The organism is Nonomuraea terrae (assembly GCF_004348995.1).
In the GTDB taxonomy this organism is placed as follows: domain Bacteria; phylum Actinomycetota; class Actinomycetes; order Streptosporangiales; family Streptosporangiaceae; genus Nonomuraea; species Nonomuraea terrae.
Genome location: NZ_SMKQ01000130.1, coordinates 1 through 25,511 on the forward strand (window position 1 = coordinate 1; position 25,511 = coordinate 25,511).

Consider the following 25,511-nt stretch of genomic DNA (forward strand, 5'->3'; position numbering starts at 1 on the left):
GCCTCCCCCAGCCCGCCCCAGGGCCCGGTAGGGACGAGCCGCAGACGCGCTGACCCACCGCAGCGCCCTGCCGCCGGACGGCTCAGGCCGGCGAGCCGGGGGTACGGCCCAGTGCTCGGTCAGTGGGCGTCTCGACGCCCTGGACGACTACAACGGCGGCGACCAGGCAGCCAAGGCTGGCCTGGCCATGATGGAGCGACGCCGCTCCCTTCCGGCCAGGCCATCACGCTCAACGGCGTATACACCGCCGATATTTGCAGCGCACCACCTCCCGTCTGAGGCGGAAGACGGCATTGCGAAGCCGCCGAATTTTGGCGGAAAGGAAGGTGAAGACCCTGTTCTCCGCTCGGCTACGGTCGCAGGAAGAGGGAAAGGGTTCCGCATGACGCCGAAGCAGCCCAAGACCGAGCTCGACGCCCGCTACAGCTCCGCGCTGAACCCGCGCCCGGGCGCGGAGAACGTCACCGCCACCGACTGGGCCGAGGCCCAGCGCCAGCTGCGGGCCGCCGAGGTCTTCTGGATCACCACGGTCCGGCCGGACGGCCGGCTGCACGTCACGCCGCTGATCGCCGCCTGGCACGACGGGGCGCTGCACTTCAGTACCGGGCCGGGCGAGCAGAAGGCCAAGAACCTGGCCGGCAATGCCAACTGCGCACTCACCACAGGGCACAACTCACTCGCCGAAGGCCTCGACATCGTGATCGAGGGCACGGCGGAGCGGGTGACGGATCCGGCGCGGCAGGACGAGGTCATCGCCGCGTTCGAGGCGCAGTACGGGGACCACATCACCTCGCCGGAGGGGACGTTCTACGGCTTTGGCGACAGCATCCGCAGAGGCGACGACCTGCTGTTCGCGGTGGCACCCGGCACGGCGTACGGCTTCGGGCACGACGGCCAGGTGTTCAGCCACACCCGCTACACCTTCTAGCGGGCCTGAGCACAAGGAAGCTCCCGGCCGCCAGGGGGAGGGCGTGCCGGGGCTGCCAAGGTCAGGGTCAAACACTCAGCCGATGCGGCCGCTGGTGCGCAGACCGCGGGCCTCGTGGCGTTCGTGGAGGCCGAAGCGGGGCTCCGGGGCGTGGTCGCCGTCGAGTACGCCCGCCACGTACTCCGCCAGCACCGGGGCGTGCTTGAACCCGTGCCCCGAGTCGCCGCCGAGCAGCCACACTCCGGGCGCGGCCTCGGCGATCAGCCACTCGGCGTCGGGTGTGAGCGCGTACTGGCAGACCTGGGTGAACAGCACGGGCGCCTCGGCCAGGGACGGGAAGCGGCGCCCCAGGTAGGCCCTGGCCTGCTCGACGCTCTCCGGGTCGACCGTGCGCGCGCCGTGCTCCGGCTCGTACGGCCGCCCCTCGGCGTCGGAGGTGGCCTTCATCCCCACGCCGTCCACATCACCGTGCCCGTACGCCGAGGCCCCGTGGTCGACCCATGCGGGCGTCTCCGGGACCGACCACGCGGGCGGCACCGCGAAGTGCAGCGTGTCCTGCTTGGTCACGGTGATCGGCAGCCCGTCGAACAGCGCGGGCAGCCACGCGCCGCACGCCCACACCACCCGGTCGGCGTGCCGCACCTCGCCGTCCACCTCGACCGCGCACGCGTACGGCGCCCCGTCGCCCGCCACCGGCACCGCCCGCGCCCTGACCAGCCGGACCCCGGCGGCCTGCGCGAGAGCGGCGGTCACCTGGGTGGCCCGCCTGGCCCTGATCACGCCCGCGTGCGGCTCCCAGAGCAGGAAGCTCAGGTCGTCGCCGCGGAAGTCGGGGAAGAACCGGCGGCCGTCGGCCGGATCGAGCACCTCGCACGGGATATCCAGATTTTTCAGGACCTGGGAGCTGGCGTGCTCCCATCCGTCGGGCGTCCCGGCGAACCACAACATGCCCGCCTCCTCGTACAGCGTGACGCCTGCCCGCTCGCCCAGCCGCCGCCAGCCGTCCCTGGCCCGCCACGCGAGGCGCGTGTACCACTCGTCCGAGCCGTGCGCGCTGCGCAGCAGCCGGGTCTCCCCCGCGCTGGACTGCCGGACGTGTCCGGGCTTGTGCTGTTCGACCAGCGTCACCTGCCAGCCGGTCTCGGCCAGCCGCAACGCCAGCGATGCGCCCCAAATGCCAGCCCCGACCACAATGACCGATTTCATGAGAACACGGTGACCGGAAAAGGGGCTTGGCCGCAAGAGACGTCAGGCGATGAGCAGCTGGACGACCACACCGGCGCAGTTGCCCGCCACGCAGATCCGCACCGGCACTTCGAACGCGCCCGGCGCCGCCGGGACGCCGCCCACCCGGCCGTCGGGCCCGATGCTCACGCCCTCGGGCAGCTTGTCGTCGTCGGTCACGGTGAAGGTGGGCAGCACGCCGGCCGGCCCGCCGTCGACGCCGATCTCACCGTCGAGCGCGACGCCGGTGCGGCCGGGGAAGGCCAGCTCACGCGGCTGCCACGGCACGTTGCCGAGCACCACGAGGGTCAGGTCGTCCTGATCGCACGCCCGTCCGGCGCAGCCCTCGACCGAGGCGACGTACGTGCCGGCTCGCTGCGGCGTGCCGTAGAGGCGGCCGTTCCTGTCGACCCTGACGCCGGCGGCCAGGTGGCCCGGACGGAAGGCGACGTCCTTGCCCGCGGCCAGCAGCCGTTCGTCCACCTCGATGCCCTCGGTGAGGTAGACGGTGTCCTCGACGAGGAGCCCGTCCGGAAGGTCGCGATGCACCAGGTTGAGCTCGCGGGGCTCGACCGGGGTCTCGCGCGACATCTCCACCATGGGCGCGTTGATGGAGGACAGGATCGGCGCCACCGCGCACACAGCCAGCCCGGCGAGCAGGAGAACCCACCACTGCCGCATCGTCACCCCCCGTTCCCGTGGCCGGATACGTACCCCTTCCTCGGCCGGCGTCACCCCGGGGGCGTCCCATAATCGGTCGCATGGCCGCCGAATCAGCTCAGACCCTGGAACGCGGGCTCCGCCTGCTGCGCCTGCTCGCCGACGGCGGGGGTGGGCGGACGCCGACCGAGCTGAGCGCCGAGCTGTCGCTGAGCCGGCCGGTGGTGTACCGGCTGCTGACGACGCTGATGAGCGAGGGGTTCGTACGCCGTGACGCCGAGGGCCGGGTGCACCTGGGGTTCGGGGTGCTGGCGCTGGCCCAGGCCGTTCAGCCGCTGCTGCGGGCGGCGGCGGTGCCGACGCTGCGGCGGCTGGCCGAGCAGGTCGGCGCGACCGCGCACCTGACCGTGGCCGAGGGCGACGACGGGCTCGCGGTGGCCGTGGTGGAGCCGTCCTGGACCCACATGCACGTCGCCTACCGGGAGGGCTCACGGCATCCGCTCGCGAAAGGGGCGGCTGGGCAGGCGATCCTGGCGTTGCGCGAAGGGCGGCACGACTACTTCCTCTCTGAGGGGCAGTTGCAGGAAGGGGCACGTGGCGTCGCCGCGCCGGTCCCCGGTCTGCCGTGGCTGGAGGCGTCCGTCGGGGTGGTGACGTTCGGGCCGCTGGAGGAGGCCACCGGGCCGCGCGTCGTGGCCGCTGCCGCCGAGCTGGCCGCCGTGCTGGGTTGACATCACCCGGACGATGGCGGACGGTAAGCACGTATAGAGGACACCAGTGTCCGATTAACGGACGCCAAGAGCGGGGTGCGTATGCCGTACTACCGGGTCGTGGGAGAGGTGCCGCGTAAACGGCACGTGCAGTTCAGGCGGCCGGACGGCGGCCTCTACGCCGAGGAGCTGATGGGCGAGGAGGGCTTCTCGTCCGACTCATCGCTGCTCTACCACCGTCACCTGCCCACCGCGATCATCAAGGCCGAGGCGGTCACGCCCGCCGCGGCCACCCGGCTGGAGCCGAACGTGCCGCTCTCGCCGCGTCACTTCCGCACCCAGGAGCTCGCCGGCGCCGGCGACCTGATCGCGGGGCGGATGCTGCTGGCGGGCAACGCCGACGTCCGGTTGTCGTACGCCACCAGCGACCGGCCCAGCGAGCTCTACCGCAACTCCATGGGCGACGAGTGCGTCTACGTGCAGCGCGGACGAGTGCGCTTCGAGTCGACGTACGGCGTGATCGAGGCCGGCGAGGGCGACTACGTCGTGATCCCGACCGGCACCATCCACCGCTGGGTGCCCGACGGGCCGGTCAACGTGCTGGCCATCGAGGCGTCCGGCCACATCAGGCCGCCGAAACGCTACCTGTCGCAGTACGGCCAGTTCCTGGAGCACGCGCCCTACTGCGAGCGCGACCTGCGCGCCCCCGCCGAGCCGTTCACCGTGGAGGGCGAGGAGGTGCCCGTCCTCGTACGCACCCGAGGCGGGCTGACCAGGCTCGTCTACCGCAACCACCCGTTCGACGTCGTGGGCTGGGACGGCTACCTCTATCCGTACGCGTTCAACATCAACGACTTCGAGCCGATCGTGAAGAGGACGCACGCGCCGCCGCCGGTGCACCAGACGTTCGAGGGGCCCGGGTTCGTGGTGTGCTCCTTCTGCCCGCGGCCGCTCGACTACCACCCCGAGGCCATCCCGATCCCGTACAACCACCACAACGTCGACTCCGACGAGTTCATGTTCTACGTGGGCGGCGACTACTCCGCGCGCAAGGGCTCCGGCATCGACGTCGGCTCGATCTCGCTGCACCCGGCCGGGTTCACCCACGGGCCGCAGCCGGGCGCGGTGGAGGCGGTGATCGACGCGGTCAGACGCGGCGTCACGACGACGAGCGAGATGGCCGTCATGGTGGACACGTTCCGCCCGCTCGACCTCGGCAGGGACGCTTTGTCCTGCGAGGACCCCGGATACGCCTGGACCTGGGCACGATGATTCTCTACGCCGCTCTGGTGGACGACGCGGGCCTGTTCCCGCCGACGTCCCTGCACATGGACGAGGCGCTGGCGCGCCACATGCGGGACCTGGAGTCAGGCCACCCCGTGCTCACCCACCGCCTGCTGTGCCCGGCGAGCCGGATCGAACGGCTGCGCGGCAAGGACGTACGCCCCCGGCGCGTCGGGCTGATCCTCGACACCGACGAGGTGCCCGACTTCGGCGACCTCCCGGTCGACCTCGTGGAGACCCTGCTGCCACCCGACACGCCGATCGAGACGCTGGTCGCCGGGTTGTCGCTGCCGCCCGGTGTGCGGCTGTTCGTGGAGATCCCGGCGGGCCGGCCCGGCCTCAGCGTGCCCCCCGGCACGGGGCTGAAGGTGCGCTGCGGCGGCACGACGGCCGACAAGTTCCCGCCGGTCGAGCATCTGGCGCAGTTCATCCGGTTCTGTGCGGACAACGACGTCCCGTTCAAGGCCACGGCCGGCCTGCACCACGCCATACGCCACTTCGACCCCTCCCTCGGCGTGGACCGGCACGGGTTCCTCAACCTGCTGCTGGCCGTCTGCGAGGCCGTGGAGGGCCGCGACCCCGCGCCCGTGCTGCGCACCACCGACGTGGGCCACCTCGTCCGGATGGCGGGCGGCGTCAACGAGGACACCGCCGAGCAGGCGCGGCGGCTGCTGGTGAGCTACGGCTCCTGCAACACCAGCGCGCCCCTGGAGGACCTGCACGCGCTCGGCCTGATCGAGGAGGCCCGCCGGTGAGCTGGGGTGTGGACAACCTGCCCTACGGCGTCTTCTCCTGCCCCGGGGAACGGCCGAGGGTCGGGGTGCGCCACGGCGATCGGGTGCTCGACCTGGCCCCCGCGCTGCACGACGAGGTGTTCGCCGCGCCGTCGCTCAACCCGTTCATGGCCAGGGGCCGCACGGCCTGGCACGACACCAGGACGCTCATCAGGAACAAGCTCACCGGCGACCTCGCGGTCACCGAGCCGCACCTCATCCCGCTGGAGCACGTGCGCCTGCACATGCCCTTCGAGGTGGCCGACTACGTCGACTTCTACTGCTCCATCGAGCACGCGAGCAACATCGGCCGGATCTTCCGCCCGGGCTCGGAGCCGCTGCAACCCAACTGGCGGCACCTGCCCGTCGGCTACCACGGCCGGGCGGGCACGGTCGTGGTGTCGGGCACGCCCGTCAGGCGCCCGCACGGGCAGCTCGGGCCGGGCGAGTTCGGGCCGTGCCGCAAGCTCGACATCGAGGCGGAGCTCGGGTTCGTGGTCGGCGTGCCGACCGAGATGGGCTCGCCGGCGGGGGCGTTCGAGGATCACGTGTTCGGGGTGACGCTGGTCAACGACTGGAGCGCGCGCGACATCCAGGCGTGGGAGTACGTGCCGCTCGGGCCGTTCCTGGGGAAGTCGTTCGCCACGTCGGTCTCGCCCTGGGTGACGCCGCTGGAGGCGCTGCCGCGCGTCCCCGGCCGCCCGCAGGACCCGGAGCCGGGCGGCTACCTGCGCCGGCAGGGTGACTGGGGCCTGGACATCTCCCTGGAGATCGTGCTGAACGGGGAGGTCGTGTCGCGGCCGCCGTACTCGGCGATGTACTGGACGCCGGACCAGATGCTCGCCCACATGACGGTGAACGGCGCCTCCCTGCGCACGGGCGACCTGTTCGCCAGCGGCACGGTCTCGGGCCCTGAGCCCGACCAGCGGGGCTCGTTCATCGAGCTGACCTGGAACGGGACCGAACCGATCAAGCTGCCCGGCGGCGAGACCCGGACGTTCCTGCAGGACGGCGACACGGTCACCATCCGGGCCACGGCGGGCGACCTGACATTGGGCGAGGTGTCGGGAACCGTCGGATAAGTTACTTGGCGTGCTTGCATAGTGACAGACCGCTAATCTTGGGATCACTCCCCGTCCCTCGGAAAGCAGGAGTCGCATGCGGCGTGCCGTGTTGTTCTGTGTCGCTTTGGCCGCTTTTGTGCTGGCGTGCGGGTGCGGCTCGGTCACGGCGGAGACCCCGGCGACGCCTCCGGTCGTGCGCGTCTGGCCGCCGTTCGACAGCGTCCAGGCCCGCACCGACCGCGGCTTGGTCGTCACGGCGCAGGGCGGCACGCTCAGCCAGGTGCTGGTCACCCAGGGCGGCGAGCCCGTGCCCGGCCGGCTCGACCCCTCCCGCACGACGTGGCGCACCGACTGGACGCTCAAACCCGCCAGCGAATACACCGTGACGGCCACCGCCGTCCGCGAGGGGGTGCCGGCCGCGGTGACGATGGGCCGCGTCCGCACCCGACCGCTGCCCCGCACGTTCCGGGTGGCCGCGACCACGCCGCTGCCCGGGGAGACCGTCGGCATCGGCATGCCGATCATCCTCGACTTCGACCGGGCCGTGCCCGACCGGGCGGCGGTCGAGCGGGCGCTGGAGGTCACCGCCGCACGGCCGGTCGAGGGGGCCTGGCGGTGGGTGGGCGACACGCGGGTCGTCTACCGCCCGCGTGCGTACTGGGCGCCGCGGCAGACCGTCACCGTCACCGCGCACCTGGCCGGCCTGCGCGCCGGCGGCCTGTACGGCGGCGCCGACACCACGTTCTCCTTCACCGTGGGCCGCCACCAGATCAGCACCGTCGACACGAAAACTCACCAGATGGTCGTCACCCGCGACGGAGAACCGGTGCAGCGCATGCCCATCAGCGCCGGCATGGCGACCACGCGCGAATACACCACGACCAGCGGCGTCCACCTGACGATGGAGAAGGGAAATCCGGTGCGGATGATTTCCCCGGGCCGCGAGGAAGGCGAGCCAGGTTATTACGACCTGATGATCGACCACGCCGTACGCATTTCCGACAGCGGCGAGTACGTGCACGCCAAGGACAACGTCTGGGCGCAGGGCCGGGAAAACGTCAGTCACGGTTGCGTCAACGCCGGGCCCGGCCGGGCGGCCTGGTTCTACGAAAATTCCCTGCGCGGCGATCCGGTCGTCATCACCGGCACCGACCGCCCTCTCGCATGGGACAACGGCTGGGGTTTCTGGCAGCTGTCATGGGAGAAATGGCGGCAAGGAAGCGCACTGGTGCGGGTGCCGGAGCGCTGATATGAGGACTACCTTGGAAGGAGGGGGAACCACCGACGAAGTCCGGCCCGTTGCCCCTTCAGGAGGGCCAAAGACATGGACGCATGGATCATCTGGGTAATCCTCGCAGTCGTCCTCGGCGTGGCCGAGATTTTCACGCTCACCGCCTCGCTCGGTCTCCTGGGCGCCGCCGCTCTTTTGACCGCCGCGACCGCGGCAATCGGGCTGCCCGTCCCCTTGCAGTTAATCTTCTTCGCCGTGTCCTCAGCGGCGGGCCTGTTCGTGCTCAGGCCGGTCGCGATGCGTCATATACAGCAGCCGCAGTTGCAGCGGTTCGGTGTGGAGGCACTCGTCGGGAAACCCGCTTACGTCGTCTCCGAGGTGACGGGCCGCGACGGTCGCGTGCGCGTCGGAGGTGAGGAATGGTCGGCACGCGCCTACGACGAGACTCTCGTCATCCCCACCGGAGCGGCCGTCGACATCATCGAGATCGAGGGGGCGACAGCCCTCGTCTATCCCCGGGAGTGATCCAATGGATCCGCTGTTCATAGTCGGATTGTTCGTCATACTCTTCGCGGCCGTCACGCTGTTCAAGGCCGTGCGGATCATCCCTCAGGCCCGTGCCCGCAACGTCGAGCGCCTCGGCCGCTACCACCGCACGCTCAAGCCCGGCCTCAACTTCGTCATCCCGTACATCGACCGGGTCTACCCCGTGATCGACCTGCGCGAGCAGGTCGTCTCCTTCCGCCCCCAGCCGGTCATCACCGAGGACAACCTGGTCGTCGAGATCGACACGGTGCTCTACTTCCAGGTCACCGACCCTCGGGCGGCGGCCTACGAGATCGCCAACTACATCCAGGCCGTCGAGCAGCTCACCGTCACCACGCTGCGCAACGTCGTCGGCTCGATGGACCTGGAGAAGACCCTCACCTCCCGCGACACCATCAACAGCCAGCTGCGCGGCGTGCTCGACGAGGCCACCGGCAAGTGGGGCATCCGCGTCAACCGCGTCGAGATCAAGGCCATCGACCCGCCCAAGACCATCAAGGACGCGATGGAGAAGCAGATGCGGGCCGAGCGCGACAAGCGCGCCGCGATCCTCACCGCGGAAGGCCAGCGTCAGTCACAGATCCTCACCGCGGAAGGCGACAAGCAGAGCCGCATCCTGCGCGCCGAGGGCCAGCGCGCGGCGGCCATCCTGGAGGCCGAGGGCCAGTCGCGGGCCATCGACCAGGTCTTCCAGGCGGTCCACCGCAACGACCCCGACCCGAAGCTGCTCGCGTACCAGTACCTGCAGGTGCTGCCGCAGCTTGCGCAGGGCAGCGGCAACACGTTCTGGGTGATCCCGAGCGAGGTCACCTCGGCGCTGCAGGGGGTCTCGAAGGCGTTCACCGAGGCGCTGCCGCCCTCGCAGGCGACGCGCGAAGACCGGCCCGAGCCGGCCGAGATGGACGAGGAGGTGGCCAGGGCCTCGGAGGCGGCGGCCGAGGCGGTCGCCGACGCCCAGGACGCCGAGAGCCCCAAGGGCCCCCGCCAGCTCACCCAGGCCGTCCCGGACCCGTCCCCGTTCCCGGCCCACGACCGCGAACCCTCCGACGCCGAACGCTGACTCCGGCCGCTCAAGACCCGGGGGACGCCGAGCGACCCTGGGGGCGCCCGCTCACCGGCGGGCGGCCCCCTCTCCGCCGCGCGGTCAGTGCGACACAGCCGTCGAAGAGTTCCCCGAACGCCGCCCTGTCCCCGTCCCGTATCAGGGCGCACATCGACATATCCACATATGTCGACTGTCCTCATCCGGCGTGTTCGCGTGATCCGGCTGGCAGGTCGTCACAGGTGGTCATCGCCAGGCCCCTTCCTGAGACGGCTCCTGTCTCAGCGTGTCTGGCCGTTGTCGAAGTACGCGGCCAGATCCGGGTCCAGTGGGGGGACGTCGTACGGGGTGCCGTTGTCGCGTAGGGACAGCGTGGCCATGTAGCCCGCGGCGACGCTCATCCGGGCCGCCACCGGAGAGGTGTCGGTCGCGCCGCCCTCGCGGGCGAACCGGCAGAACTCGGCGAGGATCTGCGGGTCTGCGCCGCCGTGGGAGCCCTGGGCGGCCGGCACCTTGTACGCGATGTCGCAGTCGTCCCGGTGGCCGCTGGGCCCGGTGTTCCAGACCTTCACCGTGTCACCGGGGCCGTCGCCGAAGTTCTCCAGCCGCCCCTCGGTGCCGATGACCGTGTAGTTGCGCACGTAGTCGGGTGAGAAGTGGCACTGCTGGTACGCGGCGATGACCCCGTTGTCCAGGCGCATGTTCATGACCGAGACGTCCTCGACGTCGATGACGTGGTGCAGGTCCTTGCGCGCGGTCGGCGGCCAGTCGTACTCCTCCAGCCAGCCCTCCGGCCGCGGCGTGCCCGGCTCGCGGCGCGGCAGGTCGCCGTAGAGCATCAGGTCGCCGAGGGCGTTCACCCGGGTGGTGTAGCCGCCGGCCAGCCAGTGGACGACGTCGAGGTCGTGGGCGGCCTTCTGCAGGAGCAGGCCGGTGGTGCGGGTGCGGTCGGCGTGCCAGTCCTTGAAGTAGTAGTCGCCGCCGTACGCGATGAAATGGCGCACCCAGACGGTCTTCGGCTCGCCGATGACGCCCTTGCGGATGACGTCGCGCATCAGCCGGACGACGCCCATGTGGCGCATGTTGTGGCCGACGTACAGGCGGGTGCCGGTGTCGCGGGCGGCGCGCAGGACGTTGTCGCAGCCCTCGACGGTGATGGCCATCGGCTTCTCCAGGTAGACGGCCTTGCCGGCCTGGAGGCAGTCGATGGCGATGCGCTCGTGCGTGTCGTCGGGGGTGTTGACGATGATCGCGTCGAGGTCGGGCCGGTCGAGCAGCTCGCGGTAGTCCTCGGTGAGGAAGTCCGCCTCGAACCGCCCGGCCTGCCGCTTGAGCACCGCCGGGTCGGAGTCGCACAGCGCCGCCACGACCGAGCCCCTGCCCGGGCGGTGCGCGGCCAGGGCGATGCTCACCCGCAGCCCGAGACCGATCACTCCGATGCGCAGGTCTTCCACTGGTGTCCTTCCGACGTGATCGGACCGCGTTGCCCGGTCCGCAGGGTACGGGCTCGATTCGGAGATTAGTACCGATTTATGCAAATAACTAGGTCGGATCGCGCACCTTTGCGCACCATCGGGACGTACGGGCGGCTGCGGTCGTTGCGTGAAGGAGAGCTGTGGGGGCACTTAAGAATCCCTCGATGGACACGTGCCGAGCCGAGCGGGCACAGTGCGTTAGGTTCGTAGAGGGGGAAGTGGTGCCATGAAAGCGCTGGTCAAGGAGAAGGCCGAGCCTGGGCTCTGGCTGGTCGACGTGCCGGAGCCGGAGGTGGGGCCAGGCGAGGTGAAGATCCGGGTGCTACGCACCGGGATCTGCGGCACCGACCTCCACATCAGGAAATATGACGACTGGGCCCGGCACACGCTCAAGCTTCCGCTCATCGTCGGCCACGAGTTCTCCGGCCAGGTGGTCGAGGTCGCGCCCGGCGTCGAGGACATCTCCGTCGGCGACCTCGTCAGCGGCGAGGGCCACATCGTCTGCGGCAAGTGCCGCAACTGCATGGCCGGCCGCCGCCACCTGTGCCGCAACACGGTCGGCCTCGGCGTCAACCGCGACGGCGCCTTCGCCGAGTACGTCACGCTGCCCGCCTCCAACGTGTGGGTGCACCGCGTACCGGTCGATCCTGACATCGCGGCCATCTTCGACCCGTTCGGCAACGCCGTGCACACCGCGCTGTCCTTCCCCCTTGTCGGCGAGGACGTGCTGATCACCGGGGCAGGCCCGATCGGGCTGATGGCGGCGGCCGTGGCCACCCACGTCGGCGCGCGCAACGTGGTGATCACCGACATCAGCGACGAACGTCTCGACCTGGCCCGCAAGCTCGGCGTCTCGCTCGCGCTCAACGTCTCCAGGTCCCCCGTCGACGAGGGCATGCGGCAGCTCCACCTGCGCGAGGGCTTCGACGTGGGTCTGGAGATGTCCGGCAACCCGGCGGCCGTCCGGCAGATGATCGCGAGCATGACGCACGGCGGCAAGATCGCCATGCTCGGGCTGCCCGCCGAGGAGTTCGCCATCGACTGGGCCACCGTCGTGACGTCCATGATCACGATCAAGGGCGTCTACGGCCGCGAGATGTACGAGACCTGGTACAACATGTCCGTCCTGCTGGAGAAAGGTCTCGACCTCTCCCCCGTGATCACCGATCGGTTCTCGTACCGAGACTTCGACGCCGCCTTCGACACGGCCGCGAGCGGCCGCACCGGCAAGGTCATTCTGGACTGGAGCGGAGGAGCTCGGCCGGAGAGCGCGAGGAACGAGCCAGCGCAGGCCGAAGCGGCCGCGACCATGAACAGGCGCGGAGGAGCTCGGCCGGAGAGCGCGAGGAACGAGCCAACGCAGGCCGAAGCGGCCGCGACCATGAACAGGCGCGGAGGAGCTCGGCCGGAGAGCGCGAGGAACGAGCCAACGCAGGCCGAAGCGGCCGCGACCATGAACAGGAGCGCTTGATGTTCACGAACGTGCGGGAGCAGTTGCGTACGACGCTCGACGAGATCGCCGAGGCCGGGCTGCTCAAGCCCGAGCGCATCATCTCCACCCCGCAGAGCTCCCAGGTCGGCGTGGCCGGCCGCGAGGTGCTGAACTTCTGCGCCAACAACTACCTGGGCCTGGCCGACGACCCCACCGTGATCGAGGCCGCCAAGCAGGCGCTCGACCGCTGGGGCTTCGGCATGGCGTCCGTACGGTTCATCTGCGGCACCCAGGAGGTGCACAAGGAGCTGGAGGGCCGCCTGTCGGAGTTCCTCGGCATGGAGGACACCGTTCTCTACAGCTCCTGCTTCGACGCCAACGGCGGCGTGTTCGAGACGCTGCTCGACGCGCAGGACGCGGTGATCTCCGACGCGCTCAACCACGCCAGCATCATCGACGGCATCCGCCTGTCCAAGGCCCAGCGCTTCCGGTACGCCAACCGCGACATGGCCGAGCTGGAGGCCCGGCTGAAGGAGGCCTCCGAGGCGCGCAGGCGGCTGATCGTCACCGACGGCGTGTTCTCCATGGACGGCTACGTCGCCCCGCTGCGCGAGATCTGCGACCTGGCAGACCGCTACGGCGCGATGGTCATGGTCGACGACTCCCACGCCGTCGGCTTCGTCGGCCCGACCGGCCGGGGCACGCCCGAGCTCCACGGCGTCACCGATCGGATCGACATCATCACCGGCACCCTCGGCAAGGCGCTCGGCGGGGCCAGCGGCGGCTACGTCGCGGCGCGCAAGGAGATCTGCGAGCTGCTGCGCCAGCGTTCGCGCCCGTACCTGTTCTCCAACTCCCTGGCCCCGGTCATCGCCTCGGCGTCGCTGCGCATCCTCGACCTGCTGGAGACCTCCGCCGACGCCCGCGAACGGCTGCGCTCCAACACCGCGCGCTTCCGCAGCGAGATGACCAAGGCCGGGTTCGACATCCTGCCGGGCGACCACCCGATCGTGCCCGTGATGATCGGCGATGCCACCAAGGCGGGCGCCATGGCCGAACGACTGCTCGACCTGGGCATCTACGTCATCGGCTTCTCCTACCCGGTCGTCCCGCACGGCCAGGCCCGCATCCGCGTCCAGCTCTCCGCCGCCCACTCCACGGAGGACGTCGACCGCGCCGTCCAGGCGTTCGTCCAGGCTCGGGGCTGAGTATCCTCACCTGGCGACGGCACTCCCACGCGAGCGGGCCCCGTCGCCAGGAGGAGCGCCGCCGAACGGAGTGAGGCCATGATCGACACGCGGCGGCTGCGGACGTTGCGTGCGGTGGCCGATCATGGCACGGTCACCGCGGCCGCGGCGGCGCTGCACCTCACCCCATCCGCCGTGTCCCAGCAGCTCGTCGCGCTGGAGCACGAGGTGGGCCACCGGCTGTTCACCCGCGACGGGCGCGGGGTCCGGCTCACCGCCGTCGGCAAGATCATGCTGGGGCACGCCAACGAGGTGCTCGCCCAGCTGGAACGGGCCGAGGCCGAGGTGGCCGCGTACACCACCGGTGAGGCGGGCGAGGTCACCGTGGCCTGCTTCGCGACGGCGATCAGCGCGGCGCTCTCCCCCGCTATCGCGGCGCTGCGCGCGTCCGCGCCGGGACTGCGGGTGCGGGTGCTCGACGCCGAGGGCGACCACAGCCTGGCCATGCTGCTGGACGGCGAGGCCGACCTGGCCGTCACCGTCGAATACCGGGGCGCTCCCGACGCCTCGGATCGCCGGTTGTGGCGCAGCCCCCTCTACGCTGAGCCGTTCGACCTGGTCCTTCCGCAGGGCCATCCGCTGGCCGAGTCGGCCACGCTGGTGTCGCTGGCCGCGGAGACCTGGATCGGGCCCTATCCGGGCAATCCGGTGCACGACGTGATCACGTTCGCGTGCCAGCAGGTGGGGTTCACGCCGAACCTCGTGCACTGCTCCGACGACTTCCGTGCCGTGGTCGCGCTGGTCGGGGCGGGGGCCGGGGTGGCTCTCGTGCCGCGGCTGGCGTTGCGCGACATGGCGGCGCCGGGGGTCGTGGTGCGGCACACGCCGGGGCCTGAGCGCCGCGTCTTCGCCGCCGTACGCCGCGGCTCGGAGGCCCATCCGCTGCTGCGCCCGCTCCTGTCGGCCCTGTGCACGGTCGGCGGCTCACTCGGGTCGCAGTGAACGTGCCGCTTCAGGCGCGGGCGCGGGTGAGGGCGTCGGTGAAGCGGTCGTACGTCTCCAGCTCCGCCTTCACGGGCTCCAGTACGAGCTCGGCGCCGACCTGGTCGATGGCCGTACGCAGGGCCTTGGCCGTACGGCGGGCCCGGCGCGCGCCGCCCGCCCAGGCCGTCAGCCGCGACAACAACGCGATCAGCACGCCCGCCGCCACGCCGCCCAGCAGCAGCACCGTCGGCCACGGCACCTCCCCGGCGGTCGGCACCGGCGGCTCGGGAAGGCGCAGATAGTCCACCGCGAACAGGATGCCCAGCCAGACCACCCCGGCCAGCATGGCGGCGAACACCAGCCACTGCAGCACGTTCACCGCCCGCCACCAGCGCGGGCGCTTCGTCGCGCCGGCCGAGGTCGTGGCCACCACCCGGTCCACCGCGTCGGCGAGCTCACGGGCGTGCGACCGCGCCGCCTGCCGCACCGAGGCCGCCCACGGTCCCGGCAGCCCGGACGCGGCCACCTCACCGACGTCCCTGATGGCCGTCTCGACCTGAGCCCGCTGCACCACCGACGCCGCCGGAACGGACGTCCGCCCCACGATCCCCCCAGGCACCCGCTCCGGAGCGGCCGCGCGACCGGCGTCCCCGCCGGGAACGGACACGCGGACAGGCTTTTCGTCCTGTTTCGCGCGGGCGGGAAGCTCGGGTTTCGTGGTCGGGGCGACGCCGATGCGGAGTCTGCGCAGCGGGTCGGGGCGGAACCTCCGGACCCATCGGGTGACCGGCCAGCCGGTGGCGACGACGGCGCGGTGCCGGTGCCCCTTCGCCACGGCCTCCACCACGATGGGCACCCCGGCCGCCGCGCACAGCGCCCCGGTGAGCGCCCTGCCGGCCCCCTCCAGCCGCTTGCCCTCACCCGCCGGTTGTGGCGTCACGCCCTCTCCGACGGGCTCGGCCCGGCGCTGGGTGAGGACGCCACCGGACGCGACCGGCTCCGGCTCGGGAGCGGCGGGGCCGGCGGTGGTCAGGTGGGCGGCGGCGGTCGTGACGTCGGCGGCCAGGCGGGCGGACCAGGCCGTACGTTGCGCGACGCGGTCACCGAGGAGCTTGCGCAGGTCGTCCATCCCCTGCCCGGTACGCGCCGACACGGCGATGACCGGCACGTCCGTGAGGCCGTCGCCGTCCAGCAGGCGGCGCATGTCGCGCAGGCAGCGGTCGACGGCCTGGGCGGGCAGGCGGTCGACCTGGTTGAGGACCACCAGCATCACGTCACGGTGCGCGGCCAGCGGGCGCAGATAGCGCTCGTGGAGTGCGGCGTCGGCGTACTTCTGCGGATCGACCACCCATACCAGCAGGTCCACCAGCTCGACCAGACGGTCGACCTCCAGGCGGTGGGACAGACGGATGGAGTCGTGGTCGGGCAGGTCGAGCAGGACCAGCCCGGACATGTCAGGCGTTCCGGTGTCGGCGTGGGACCGGGCGGAGTGGCGCTGCGGGATGTCGAGCCAGTCCAGCAGCGGACCCGCGCCCTCGCCGTCCCAGAGAACCGCCTGGGCCGTGGAGGTCGTGGGCCGGGTGACGCCCACGGCCGCCACCTCGTCACCCGCGAGAGCGTTGAAGAGGGACGACTTCCCGCTCCCGGTGGCGCCGGCCAGAGCGGCCACGGTGTGGTCGATGGAGAGCCCCCGTCGTGCCCCGGCACGTTCGGCCACCGCCCGGGCGGCCGACACGGCCTGCTCCGACAGCCGCCCCTCGCCCAGCGACGCCGCCTCCAGCAGGGCATCCACCCGAGCATCGAGCGACGGCCCCTCTTTGCGCCGCAGCAGCTTCACGACGCCTCCTCAGGTCCGGCGTCGCCCCGCCCGCGAGAACGCCGCCCCTCCCCCAGCACCGGCAACTCCGCCGTGGACGCATCGGGGTCATCGCCCTCCGCCCGCGTCGGGGGCTCCGGGACCGGCATCTCTCGCGTTCCCGTACCGCGTCGCTCACCGGGTTCCTGCGCCGGCAGGCCCGTCGTGGCGGGCAGGGTGGCGCGGTGGCGGTGGATCTGGCGGGCGGCTTCGCGGAGGGCGGCCGAGGTGCCCTTCGGGGGCTCGGCCGTTTCGAGGATGGCGGTGAAGCGGGCGGCTTCCTCGTCCAGCAGGGTGCGCACGCGTTCGCGCAGGTCGTCGCGTGCCCGGATGGTGAGCGTCCGTACCGCCTGGTCGCCGAAGACGGCCTCCAGCAGCTTCTGCGACAGTACGCTCGTCCCGCCCGCGATCCCCACCTCGATCCCGGTCAGCCCACCCGTGGAGGCGAACACGGCCAGCATGAGCAGCAGCCCGGCGCCGTTCACGCCGAACGACGCCACCCGCGCCGCCGTACGGCGCTCACCGCCTTCCTCGCGTACGAGATCGAGGACGAACTCCTGCCATCCGCGCACCGCCACCTCGGCACGCTTGGCGAGGTCGGGTGAGGCGCGGCCGAGGCGGGCGGCCTCGACGGCGCCGAGGCGTTCGAGCAGGCCGGGGCCTCCGGGAGCGGCCGACCAGCCTTCCAGGGCCCGCTCGGCGGCCCCGTCGGCGGCGCCCCTGATGAGGGACTCCACGCCGCTCTCCAGGGCGTCGCGCAGCTGCGCCTCCGGCACTTTCCCCGTGAAGAAGCCGACGACCCGGTCGCGGATCCAGCCCACCCGGCTCTCCAGGGAGCGCATGAGGTCGCCGGTGCCGATGAAGTCCTGCCAGCGGGCGAGCACCTCGCCCCGCAGCAGCGACCCGTCGCGCATGCCGGCGTCGAAGTCGGCCATGCCGCCCGCGTACGCGCCCGAGACGATGGAGCGCAGCCCGTCGAAGGCGGCCTGCTGGCGATCGACGGCGGCGGCCAGCGCCGGCACCCGGGTGGACAGGCTGTCGAGCGCCCCGGAGAGCGTCTGGCGTACGACGCGGGACCGCTCGGCGGCGTCGGCGGCCAGCTCGGCGAGCCAGGACGAGATGGGCCCGACGTACGACGCGGGCAGCCGGGCCTTCTCGTCGGGCAGCGGCGCCTCGGGGACGGTGAACAGGCGGGTGCCCTCAAGGCCGTTCTCGGCGAGGAGGCGGGTGAGATCGCGGGAGACCGGCTCCACCGCGTCGGGCGGCACCCGGTCGAGGACGACGGCCAGCGCGGTGCTGCGTTCACGGGCCGAACGCAGGAAGCTCCACGGCACCTCGTCGGCGTACCGGGCGGCGGTCGTGACGAACAACCACAGGTCGGCGGCGGCCAGCAGCTGCGCGGCGAGCTCGCGGTTGGCGGTCACCACGGAGTCGATGTCGGGGGCGTCGAGCAGCGCCAGCCCTTCTCCGAGCGTGTCGGAAGTGATCACGCGCAGCGCGCCCGGCCCCGAGCCGGTGGCGCGGGAGAGGCCGGGGAGCACGTTCTGGCCCATGAACCAGGTCCGGTCGGCGGGGCTGACCACGAGCGTGGGCACCAGCGTGGTGGGCCGCAGCACGCCCGGCTCGGTCACGTCGGCCCCGACCAGCGAGTTGACCAGCGTCGACTTGCCCGCCCCGGTGGAGCCGCCGACGACGGCGAGCAGCGGCGCGTCGATGGCGCGCAGCCTGGGCAGCAGGTAGTCGTCGAGCTGGCCGGTCAGCTCGCGCAACGCGCGCCGTTCCGCCCCGGCGTCGCCAACGGCGAGCGGGAACAGGTCGCGGTCGAGCGGCCGGCGCAGGGACTCCAGCGCACCCAGCAGGTCCATACCGATCACGCTACCCACGGCAGGCCCTCTTCAGCGGTCCACCGCGAAGGGGATGCCTTCAGCGGTCCGCCGGGTCGGTGTCGTGTGTGTGGGCTTGTCTGAGGGGCTTGCCGGACAGGCGGGCGGCGACGACGCCGTGGAACGTCGGGCAGTCGTGGACGTCCGGATGGACGCAGCGCAGCGCGTGGGCGATGGCCTCGCGGGCGGCCAGGGCCGTGGCGATCTGGTCGTCGAGCTCGGCCTGCTTGCGCCGCGCCAGCCGCCGCCACTCGGCAGGGTCGGCAGGGCGGGCGGCGGCGAGCGCCTTCTGCTCGGCCAGCGAGAACCCGGCGTCGCGAAGCAGCAGGATGGCCCCGACCAGAGAGACCGCCGTCTCCGGGTAGCGCCGCTGCCCGGAGACCCGGGTGGCGGGCAGCAGCCCGACCGCGTCCCAGTAACGCAGCGCCGAGGCGGCGACGCCGGTGCGCCGCGCCAACTCGCCGACAGTCAGCTCGGTCATCTTGCCTTCAAGCGTACGTGAAGGGGTTGGCTGCGGGTCATGGACATCAGACGCATCCTCGTGACCCAGTTCGGCCATCCCCGGGGCGCGGCCGGGCGCGTGGTGGGCTGGGTGCTGGCGCACCGCCCGTCCAACCGCCGGCGTATCGTCTGGGCCGCCGGGCTGCTCGGCGTCCGGCCCGGGGACAGGGTTCTGGAGATCGGGTTCGGCCCCGGCATCGCGGTCGCCGAGCTGAGCCGCCGGGTCGCCGACTCGGGGCACGTGTACGGGATCGACCGTTCCGCCGTGATGCTCCGGCAGGCGTCCAGGCGCAACGCCGCCGCCATCAGGGCCGGCCGGGTCACGCTCAGCCTGGGCGCCGTCGAACGGCTGCCGCCCGCCCTCGCCGGCCCCTTCGACGCCGTCCTGGCCGTCAACTCCCTCGGCTTCTGGACTGCCCCGGCCGAACGGCTGGCGGACCTGCGCGGGCGGCTCGCCCCCGGCGGGCGCATCGCCCTGGTCTCCCAGCCGCGCGCCAAGGGAGCCACCAGGGAAACCTCGCTGGCGGCCGCCCGGACGCTCGGCGATCTGCTCGTGGCGGCCGGGTTCACCAGGACGCGGATCGAGCTGCTCGACCTCGACCCGCCCGCCGCCTGCGTCCTCGCCGACCGCGACTCACCGTGACCCCGGACCGTCCGGCGTCACCAGCACCTGGAAGAGCGACTCGATCCGCCCGGCGAGCTCCTCCGGCTCCCCTTCGGCCAGCGCCGTCGTGCCGAGGACGCTGCGCATCAGCCACACTCCCGCCTGGACGGCGAGCATCAGCTCCGCGCTGACCCCGTCGGACAGTTCCTCGGTGAGGTGCCGCCCGGCGTGCCGGGCGATGGCCTCGCGCATGATCGCGGCGGCGCTCGGGTTGGCCGCCGACCTCAGCAGGAGCAGGAACGGCCCGAGCTCCTCCGCGTCCGGGGCCGTCCGTGTCACCAGCGCGCGGGCGGTCGCCCGGGGCAGGTCCGCGCCCGTGCCGGAGATGACCGTGCGCGGGGCGAAGGCCACGTCGACGGCCTCGGCGAACAGCCGCTCCTTCGACCCGAAATAGCGGTTGATGAGCATCGCGGTCACGCCCGCGTTCCTGGCGATGTCGCGTACGCCCACCCCGTCGTACCCGTGCCGGGTGAACGCGGCGACCGCCGCGTCCAGGATGGCCTGCCGGGTGACGGCGGCGTCGCGGCGACGCGCGCCGCGGCCTTCCTGCTCGGTCGGGTCGGCCGGGGTGCTGTCGGTCATGTCTACAAGTGTAGACTCGAAAAAGTCTACGACTGTAGACATGGGAGGACACCATGGATCTGCACCTGACAGGCAGGCGCGCGCTGGTCACCGGCGCCAGCTCGGGCATCGGCGAGGTCATCGCCAAGGCGATGGCGGCCGAGGGCGCCGACGTGGTCGCCCACGGCCGCGACCGCGCCCGTACCGAGGCCGTCACCGCCGCCATCCGCGCGACCGGCGGCACCGCCCGCGCCGCGATCGGCGACCTGACCACCGACGCCGGCGCCGACGCCGCGGCCGAGGCGGCACTCGAAGGCGGCCCGATCGACATCCTGGTCAACAACGCCGGCGCCTACCCCAGCCGTACGTGGGACGAGGCGTCCGTGGACGACTGGCGCGACATCTACGAGACCAACGTCATCTCCGTGGTCCGCATGGTCAAGCGGCTGCTCCCGAGCATGCGCGAACGCGGATGGGGCCGCTTCATCCAGATCGGCGGCGGGCTCGCCCTGCAGCCGGGCGCCGACCTGCCCGACTACAACGCCAGTCTGGCCGCCCGCCACAACCTCACGGTGTCACTGGCCCGCGAGCTGAAGGGCAGCGGGATCACCTCCAACACCGTCGCCCCGGGCGCCATCCTGGTCGACACCGCCCAGCGGCACTTCACCAGTCTCGCCCCGGCCCGCGGCTGGGGCGAGACGTGGGAGGAGATCGAACGCAGGGTGGTCGAGGAGTCGGTGCCCAACGACATCGGCCGGCTGGGCCGGCCGGAGGAGATCGCCGCCGCGGTCCTCTACCTCAGCGGCCCGCTCGCCGACTACGTGACCGGCACCACGCTCCGGGTGGACGGCGGCACCATCCTGGGCGTCCACTAACCGGCGGGCGGCTCCCGCAGCACGTAGCCGACGCTGCGCAGGGTGTGGATGAGGCGGGGCTCGACGTCGTCCACCTTGCGCCGCAGGTACGACACGTACGACTCCACGACGCCCGCGTCGCCGCCGAAGTCGTAGTTCCACACGTGGTCGAGGATCTGCGCCTTCGACAGCACGCGCCCGGCGTTGACCATGAAGTAGTGCAGCAGCTTGTACTCGGTGGGTGACAGGCGCACCTGCCGGCCGCCGCGCCAGACCTCGCGCGACTCCTCGTCCAGCTCCAGGTCGGCGACCTTCAGCCTGCTGACGGGGGCGGCCTCCCCCTGCGTACGCCGGAGCACGGCCCTGATCCTGGCCTGGACCTCCTCCAGGCTGAACGGCTTGGTCACGTAGTCGTCGCCGATCCGCAGCCCCGCGATCTTGTCCTCGGTGGCGTCGCGCGCGGACAGGAACAGCACGGGCGCGGAGATCCGCTTGGCCACCTCGAACCCGTCGAGATCGGGCAGCATCACGTCGAGCACCACGAGGTCGGGCGAGGCCCGCTCGGCCACCTCGACGGCCTCCTGTCCGTCGGCGGCGGTGAGCACCTCGAACCCGGAGAAGCGCAGGCTGGCGGAGAGCAGATCCCTGATACTGGGCTCGTCGTCCACGACCATGATCAGCGCCTCGGGCTTCGTCACCTAGTCAGCGTGACGCAACGACCTGAGGTTTTCCTGAACGGTCACTCCAAGGCGAGTGGGAGTTCCACCCGGAAGGTCGAGCCGGACTCGGGCGAGCTCTCGACCGTGACCGTGCCCCCGTGGGCCCGGACGAGCGCCTGCACGATGGCCAGCCCCAGGCCGCTGCCCCGGTCCTCGGCGGAACGGCGGCGCGAGCGGGCGGAGTCGGCCCGGTAGAAGCGTTCGAAGACCCGCTCGACCTGCTCTGGAGTGAGGCCGGGGCCGTTGTCGACGACCTCGACGAACAGGGTCTCGGCATCCGCCCCGGCCCGGACGACGATCGGCGAGCCGGGCTCGGTGTGCACGATGGCGTTGGTGACGAGGTTGCTGATGACCTGGCGCAGGCGCACCTCGTCGCCGGAGACGATGAGGGCGGCGCCGCCGACCACGTCCAGCTTGATCGCCCGTTCGGGGGCGAGGATCCTGGCCTCCTGCACGGCGTCGGCGGCCAGGGCCAGCATGTCCACCGGGCGCGTCTGGAGCGGCCGCTGCTGGTCCACCCTGGCCAGCAGCAGCAGGTCGTCCACCAGCAGGCTCATCCGGCCGGCGGCCTGCTCGACGCGCTGCATGAGCTCGGCGGGGTCGGCGCCCGGGTTCTGGCGGGCGTACTCGGCGAAGCCGAGGATCGAGGTCAGCGGGGTGCGCAGCTCGTGGGAGGCGTCGCCGACGAACTCGCGCATGCGCAGCTCGGAGCGCCGGGCCGCGGCCTCCGACGCCGACCGCGCCGCGAACGCCGTCTCGATCTGCGCCAGCATGCCGTTCAGCGACGTGGCCAGGCGGCCCACCTCGGTACGGGGGTCGCCGTCCGGCACCCGGCGGCCCAGCTCGCCGCCCGCGATGGCCTCGGCCGTGCGCTCGATCTGGGCGAGCGGGCGCATGCTGCGGCGGACGATGGTGATGCCGACCACGGCCAGGATGAGCAGGATGCCGCCGCCGCCGAGCAGCTCGATGAGCACGAGCCGGGTGGTGATGGCGTCGACCTCCTCCAGGTCGACCGCGACGACGAGCGTGCGGCGCTGCACCTCGCTCTCCAGCACCCGCCATTCGCCGTCGCCGGTGACGGCCGGCGCGGTGTAGGGGTCGGCGCCCGGCGAGGGTGACAACACCGGTTTGGGCTTCAGGTCGACGTCGCGGTCGTCGAGCATCGGCTCGAACACGCCGCCGGGCTCCTTGACCAGCACGACCGCGTCCGACTCGATGGTGATCGGCCGGTCGGCGGTCTCGCGGTCCTTCTTCCAGTCGCTCAGCACCTTCTTGTGCATGCGGACGCTGAGCAGGCTGAGCTGGCTGTCGACGCGGTCGATGAGGTAGCCGTGCAGCACCGAGACGCTCACCAGACCGATGAAGCTCAGGCCGAACCCGAGCAGCGCCAGCATGGCCGCGATCAGCTTGATCCGCAGCGGCAGGCCACGCATCAGGGGCCCGGTGGCAGGCGCAGGACGTAGCCGACTCCGCGCAGCGTGTGGATGAGCCGGGGGCTGCGATTGTCGATCTTCCTGCGGAGCACCGAGACGTACGACTCGACGATGCCGACTTCGCCGCGGAAGTCGTAGTCCCACACGTGGTCGAGGATCTGCGGCTTGGACAACACCCGGCCGGGGTTGGTCATGAAGTAGCGCAACAGCTTGAACTCGGTCGGCGACAGCGCCACCGCGTGCCCGCCGCGCCACACCTCGTGGCTCTCCTCGTCCAGCTCGATGTCGGCGAACGTCAGCCGGGGCGCCGGCGCCTGCCCGTCGCCGCTGGTGCGGCGGAGCACCGCGTGGATCCGGGCGACGACCTCCTCCAGGCTGAACGGCTTGGTCACGTAGTCGTCGCCGCCGATCGTGAGGCCGCGGATCTTGTCCTCGGTCTCGTCACGGGCGGTCAGGAACACGACCGGCGTGCGCACCCCGCCGCCGCGCAGCCGCTTGACGATCTCGAACCCGTCGAGGTCGGGCAGCATCACGTCGAGCACCATCAGGTCGGGGCGATGCCGTTGAACGGCTGCGACGGCGTCCTGACCGCTTTTGGCGGTGGTCACGTCGAAACCCGCGAACCTCAGGCTCGCGGCGAGGAGTTCGAGGATGTTGGGGTCGTCCTCGACTATCAGCAGGCGTGATTCCATCACCACCTAGGATGCCCTCATCGGACGAGTGCTGGGACAATTCCGGCAATATGCCGGGCGATGGCCAGGCTGGACGTGGCCGCCGGCGAAGGGGCGTTCCTGACCAGCACCACCCGGCCCTGGACGTCCGCCACGAAGTCGTCCACCAGGCGGCCGTCCCTGGCCACGGCCTGCGCACGGACGCCGCCGGGAGCCCGGACGAGGTCGGCGGCGGTGAGCTCGGGCACATAGCGCCGGGCTCCCCTGACGAACGCGCCCTTGACGAGCGAGCCGTAGGTCTCCCTGATCCCGGTACGCCAGTGGGTCCTGGCCATGCGCAGCGTTCCCGGCCAGCCGAGGATCCGCCCGGCGTCGCGGAAGCCGCGCCCGTCGTACGCCTCGTAGGCGAGGGCGAGCACCGCGTTCGGCCCCACCAGGACCTCGCCGCCGATCTGCCGGGTCAGGTGGACGCCGAGGAACGGGTAACGCGGGTCGGGCACCGGGTAGATCAGGCCCCTGACCAGGTCCTTGGCGGCTCCCTGGAGCGCGTAGAACTCGCCCTTGAACGGCACGATCCGCACCTCGCCCGGCGCCCCGGCCATCCGGGCCACCGCGTCGGTGCCCAGCCCGGCGCACACCACCAGACGGTCGAAGGCGAACCCGCGCCGCCCGGCCAGCACCTCCACCCGTCCGGCCCGTTCCCTGATCGCCCTGACCGGGTGCGAGAGACGCACGGAACCGCCCAGCTCGGCCACGTCCTGGGCGAGCCTGCGGGCGACGGCCGGGAAGTCGCAAACGGCGGTGTGCGGCGAGTGCACGGCGGCGACGCCGACCGCGTGCGGCTCGATCTCGCGCAGACCGAGCGCGTCCAGCTCGGCGATGCCCGGCACGCCGTTGGCCCGCGCCCGCTCGGCCAGTGCGCGCAGCTGCGGGCGCTCGGCGCGGGTGGAGGCCACGACCAGCTTGCCGACCTCGTCGTACGGCAGGCCGTGGGCGGCGCAGTACTCCTTGAGCAGCGCCACGCCCTCCCGGCAGAGCCTGGCCTTGAGCGAGCCGGGCTGGTAGTAGATGCCCGCGTGCACGACGCCGCTGTTGTGGCCGGTCTGGTGGACGCCGACGCGCTCCTCCTTCTCCAGCACGGTCACCTCGGCACCTCTGGCGGCGGCCAGCTCACGCGCCACCGCCAGCCCGACGATGCCCGCGCCCACGATCCCGATCTTCTCCGTCACACCTCGATTTTCCGGCCTACCGTCTCATCCCGCCACATCCGGACGAATCGAACATGAGTACGATGTTTCCCATGTACGTCCCGCCGGAGTGGCCCGCCGAGGTCCGCCCGCCCAGCGTTCCTGACTGGGAGACCTCGGCCGTGGCCTGGCTGCTCGACGCGGTGCCGCCCGACTACCGGGCGTACGAGGTGCTCAAGCGGCACCCGGTGGCGCTGGCCGCGATGGCCCGCCACCACGTGAACTCGGCCGTCGAGGCCGCGCGCGCCGGCTACCGGGCGGCGGCGGTGGATCTGAAGGGCCACCTGCCGCCGCACGCCATCGAGGCCGTCCTGGACACCTACCGCCAGGAGGGGCCACGGCTGGTGCGGCTGTCCCGCTCGATCGCCGCCGTCGAACGCGCCCTCCGCGGCGACCTCTTCACCTCCCGCCGCTGACCGCTCTTTCCTCCTTCACGGCTCCGCACGGCGGGCCCCGAGGGGGTCAGCGGGTGCGGCGGGCCAGGAAGGTGATCACGCCGATGGCGGCCACGGCGGCGGCCAGCCAGATGAGTACGTCGTTGGCCGTCAGCCCCGCGCTCCCGGAGGCGGCCACCGGGGTCGAC

At 71.9% G+C, this 25,511-nt stretch carries 25 protein-coding genes; 14 read left to right on the forward strand and 11 right to left on the reverse strand.

Translation table 11 applies throughout. The features are described 5' to 3' along the window. The first annotated feature begins 382 nt into the window (after window positions 1–382). A complete protein-coding gene (locus E1286_RS31145; protein WP_132618124.1) occupies window positions 383–928 on the forward strand; it encodes a pyridoxamine 5'-phosphate oxidase family protein in 546 nt (181 codons plus the stop codon). A gap of 75 nt (window positions 929–1,003) precedes the next feature. Here the strand turns inward: E1286_RS31145 and E1286_RS31150 are convergent, their stop codons facing one another. Then, window positions 1,004–2,134 carry an NAD(P)/FAD-dependent oxidoreductase gene (locus E1286_RS31150; RefSeq protein WP_132618125.1) on the reverse strand — a complete coding sequence of 377 codons (1,131 nt, stop codon included), beginning with the start codon at window positions 2,132–2,134 and terminating at the stop codon, window positions 1,004–1,006. 42 nt (window positions 2,135–2,176) lie between these two features. Beyond that, window positions 2,177–2,833 carry a hypothetical protein gene (locus E1286_RS31155; RefSeq protein ID WP_223190577.1) on the reverse strand — a complete coding sequence of 219 codons (657 nt, stop codon included), beginning with the start codon at window positions 2,831–2,833 and terminating at the stop codon, window positions 2,177–2,179. Between the two features lie 80 nt (window positions 2,834–2,913). Between E1286_RS31155 and E1286_RS31160 the strand changes: the two genes are divergently transcribed. From E1286_RS31160 to E1286_RS31190, 7 genes are all read left to right on the forward strand, one after another. Next, complete coding sequence (locus tag E1286_RS31160) at window positions 2,914–3,543, forward strand: IclR family transcriptional regulator (RefSeq protein WP_132618127.1); 630 nt, start codon at window positions 2,914–2,916, stop codon at window positions 3,541–3,543. Window positions 3,544–3,624: 81 nt separating this feature from the next. After that, window positions 3,625–4,794 carry a homogentisate 1,2-dioxygenase gene (locus tag E1286_RS31165; protein ID WP_132618128.1) on the forward strand — a complete coding sequence of 390 codons (1,170 nt, stop codon included), beginning with the start codon at window positions 3,625–3,627 and terminating at the stop codon, window positions 4,792–4,794. After that, entirely contained in the window at window positions 4,791–5,561 is a 771-nt protein-coding gene (locus tag E1286_RS31170; protein ID WP_132618129.1) for a hypothetical protein, read from the forward strand. The genes E1286_RS31165 and E1286_RS31170 overlap by 4 nt, the downstream gene beginning before the upstream one ends. Continuing rightward, window positions 5,558–6,661 (forward strand): fumarylacetoacetase, encoded by a 1,104-nt coding sequence (gene fahA / locus E1286_RS31175; protein WP_132618130.1) that lies wholly within the window; start codon window positions 5,558–5,560, stop codon window positions 6,659–6,661. The genes E1286_RS31170 and fahA overlap by 4 nt, the downstream gene beginning before the upstream one ends. Window positions 6,662–6,737: 76 nt before the next feature. Further along, complete coding sequence (locus E1286_RS31180; RefSeq protein WP_132618131.1) at window positions 6,738–7,892, forward strand: L,D-transpeptidase; 1,155 nt, start codon at window positions 6,738–6,740, stop codon at window positions 7,890–7,892. Between the two features lie 75 nt (window positions 7,893–7,967). Further along, complete coding sequence (locus E1286_RS31185; RefSeq protein WP_132618132.1) at window positions 7,968–8,399, forward strand: NfeD family protein; 432 nt, start codon at window positions 7,968–7,970, stop codon at window positions 8,397–8,399. Between the two features lie 4 nt (window positions 8,400–8,403). After that, the gene (locus E1286_RS31190; protein WP_132618133.1) at window positions 8,404–9,480 is read left to right on the forward strand and encodes an SPFH domain-containing protein; all 1,077 of its coding nucleotides are present in this window, start codon (window positions 8,404–8,406) and stop codon (window positions 9,478–9,480) included. Window positions 9,481–9,743: 263 nt separating this feature from the next. Here E1286_RS31190 and E1286_RS31195 read toward each other — a convergent pair whose 3' ends face one another. Then, the gene (locus tag E1286_RS31195; protein WP_132618134.1) at window positions 9,744–10,916 is read right to left on the reverse strand and encodes a Gfo/Idh/MocA family protein; all 1,173 of its coding nucleotides are present in this window, start codon (window positions 10,914–10,916) and stop codon (window positions 9,744–9,746) included. A 247-nt stretch (window positions 10,917–11,163) separates the two neighbouring features. On the opposite strand from E1286_RS31195, the gene tdh reads away from it, so the two are divergent. The 3 genes from tdh (at window position 11,164) to E1286_RS31210 (ending at window position 14,558) form a co-directional block, all read left to right on the forward strand. Then, window positions 11,164–12,408, forward strand: a complete 1,245-nt coding sequence (gene tdh, locus E1286_RS31200; protein WP_246075378.1) for an L-threonine 3-dehydrogenase — start codon at window positions 11,164–11,166, stop codon at window positions 12,406–12,408. After that, window positions 12,408–13,577, forward strand: coding sequence for a glycine C-acetyltransferase (locus E1286_RS31205; protein WP_132618135.1), 1,170 nt, complete (start codon window positions 12,408–12,410; stop codon window positions 13,575–13,577). The genes tdh and E1286_RS31205 overlap by 1 nt, the downstream gene beginning before the upstream one ends. Window positions 13,578–13,655: 78 nt before the next feature. Further along, window positions 13,656–14,558, forward strand: coding sequence for a LysR family transcriptional regulator (locus E1286_RS31210; protein ID WP_132618136.1), 903 nt, complete (start codon window positions 13,656–13,658; stop codon window positions 14,556–14,558). Between the two features lie 10 nt (window positions 14,559–14,568). Here the strand turns inward: E1286_RS31210 and E1286_RS31215 are convergent, their stop codons facing one another. From E1286_RS31215 to E1286_RS31225, 3 genes are read right to left on the reverse strand one after another with little or no spacing between them, the layout of a single operon-like run. After that, window positions 14,569–16,377, reverse strand: a complete 1,809-nt coding sequence (locus E1286_RS31215) for a YfjP family GTPase (protein WP_132618137.1) — start codon at window positions 16,375–16,377, stop codon at window positions 14,569–14,571. After that, complete coding sequence (locus tag E1286_RS31220; protein WP_246075379.1) at window positions 16,374–18,260, reverse strand: dynamin family protein; 1,887 nt, start codon at window positions 18,258–18,260, stop codon at window positions 16,374–16,376. Before E1286_RS31220 ends, E1286_RS31215 begins: the two co-directional genes overlap by 4 nt. A 58-nt stretch (window positions 18,261–18,318) precedes the next feature. Continuing rightward, the gene (locus E1286_RS31225; RefSeq protein WP_165969996.1) at window positions 18,319–18,759 is read right to left on the reverse strand and encodes a MerR family transcriptional regulator; all 441 of its coding nucleotides are present in this window, start codon (window positions 18,757–18,759) and stop codon (window positions 18,319–18,321) included. Between the two features lie 39 nt (window positions 18,760–18,798). On the opposite strand from E1286_RS31225, the gene E1286_RS31230 reads away from it, so the two are divergent. Continuing rightward, window positions 18,799–19,422: a class I SAM-dependent methyltransferase gene (locus tag E1286_RS31230; RefSeq protein WP_132618139.1), complete on the forward strand. Its 624-nt coding sequence runs from the start codon at window positions 18,799–18,801 to the stop codon at window positions 19,420–19,422. Here E1286_RS31230 and E1286_RS31235 read toward each other — a convergent pair. Further along, complete coding sequence (locus tag E1286_RS31235; protein WP_132618140.1) at window positions 19,414–20,025, reverse strand: TetR/AcrR family transcriptional regulator; 612 nt, start codon at window positions 20,023–20,025, stop codon at window positions 19,414–19,416. The genes E1286_RS31230 and E1286_RS31235 overlap by 9 nt on opposite strands. Window positions 20,026–20,078: 53 nt before the next feature. On the opposite strand from E1286_RS31235, the gene E1286_RS31240 reads away from it, so the two are divergent. Continuing rightward, window positions 20,079–20,879, forward strand: a complete 801-nt coding sequence (locus E1286_RS31240; RefSeq protein ID WP_132618141.1) for an SDR family NAD(P)-dependent oxidoreductase — start codon at window positions 20,079–20,081, stop codon at window positions 20,877–20,879. Here the strand turns inward: E1286_RS31240 and E1286_RS31245 are convergent. The 4 genes from E1286_RS31245 to lhgO all read right to left on the reverse strand — a co-directional run bounded on the left by E1286_RS31245 (window position 20,876) and on the right by lhgO (window position 24,910). Then, window positions 20,876–21,532 (reverse strand): response regulator transcription factor, encoded by a 657-nt coding sequence (locus tag E1286_RS31245; RefSeq protein WP_132618146.1) that lies wholly within the window; start codon window positions 21,530–21,532, stop codon window positions 20,876–20,878. The genes E1286_RS31240 and E1286_RS31245 overlap by 4 nt on opposite strands. Before the next feature lie 65 nt (window positions 21,533–21,597). Then, window positions 21,598–23,010: a sensor histidine kinase gene (locus E1286_RS31250; RefSeq protein ID WP_132618142.1), complete on the reverse strand. Its 1,413-nt coding sequence runs from the start codon at window positions 23,008–23,010 to the stop codon at window positions 21,598–21,600. Further along, a complete protein-coding gene (locus E1286_RS31255) occupies window positions 23,010–23,702 on the reverse strand; it encodes a response regulator transcription factor (RefSeq protein WP_132618143.1) in 693 nt (230 codons plus the stop codon). The genes E1286_RS31250 and E1286_RS31255 overlap by 1 nt, the downstream gene beginning before the upstream one ends. Window positions 23,703–23,719: 17 nt before the next feature. Next, entirely contained in the window at window positions 23,720–24,910 is a 1,191-nt protein-coding gene (gene lhgO, locus E1286_RS31260; RefSeq protein WP_132618144.1) for an L-2-hydroxyglutarate oxidase, read from the reverse strand. A 71-nt stretch (window positions 24,911–24,981) separates the two neighbouring features. Between lhgO and E1286_RS31265 the strand changes: the two genes are divergently transcribed. Beyond that, a complete protein-coding gene (locus E1286_RS31265) occupies window positions 24,982–25,344 on the forward strand; it encodes a hypothetical protein (protein ID WP_132618145.1) in 363 nt (120 codons plus the stop codon). The last annotated feature ends 167 nt before the right edge of the window (window positions 25,345–25,511 follow it).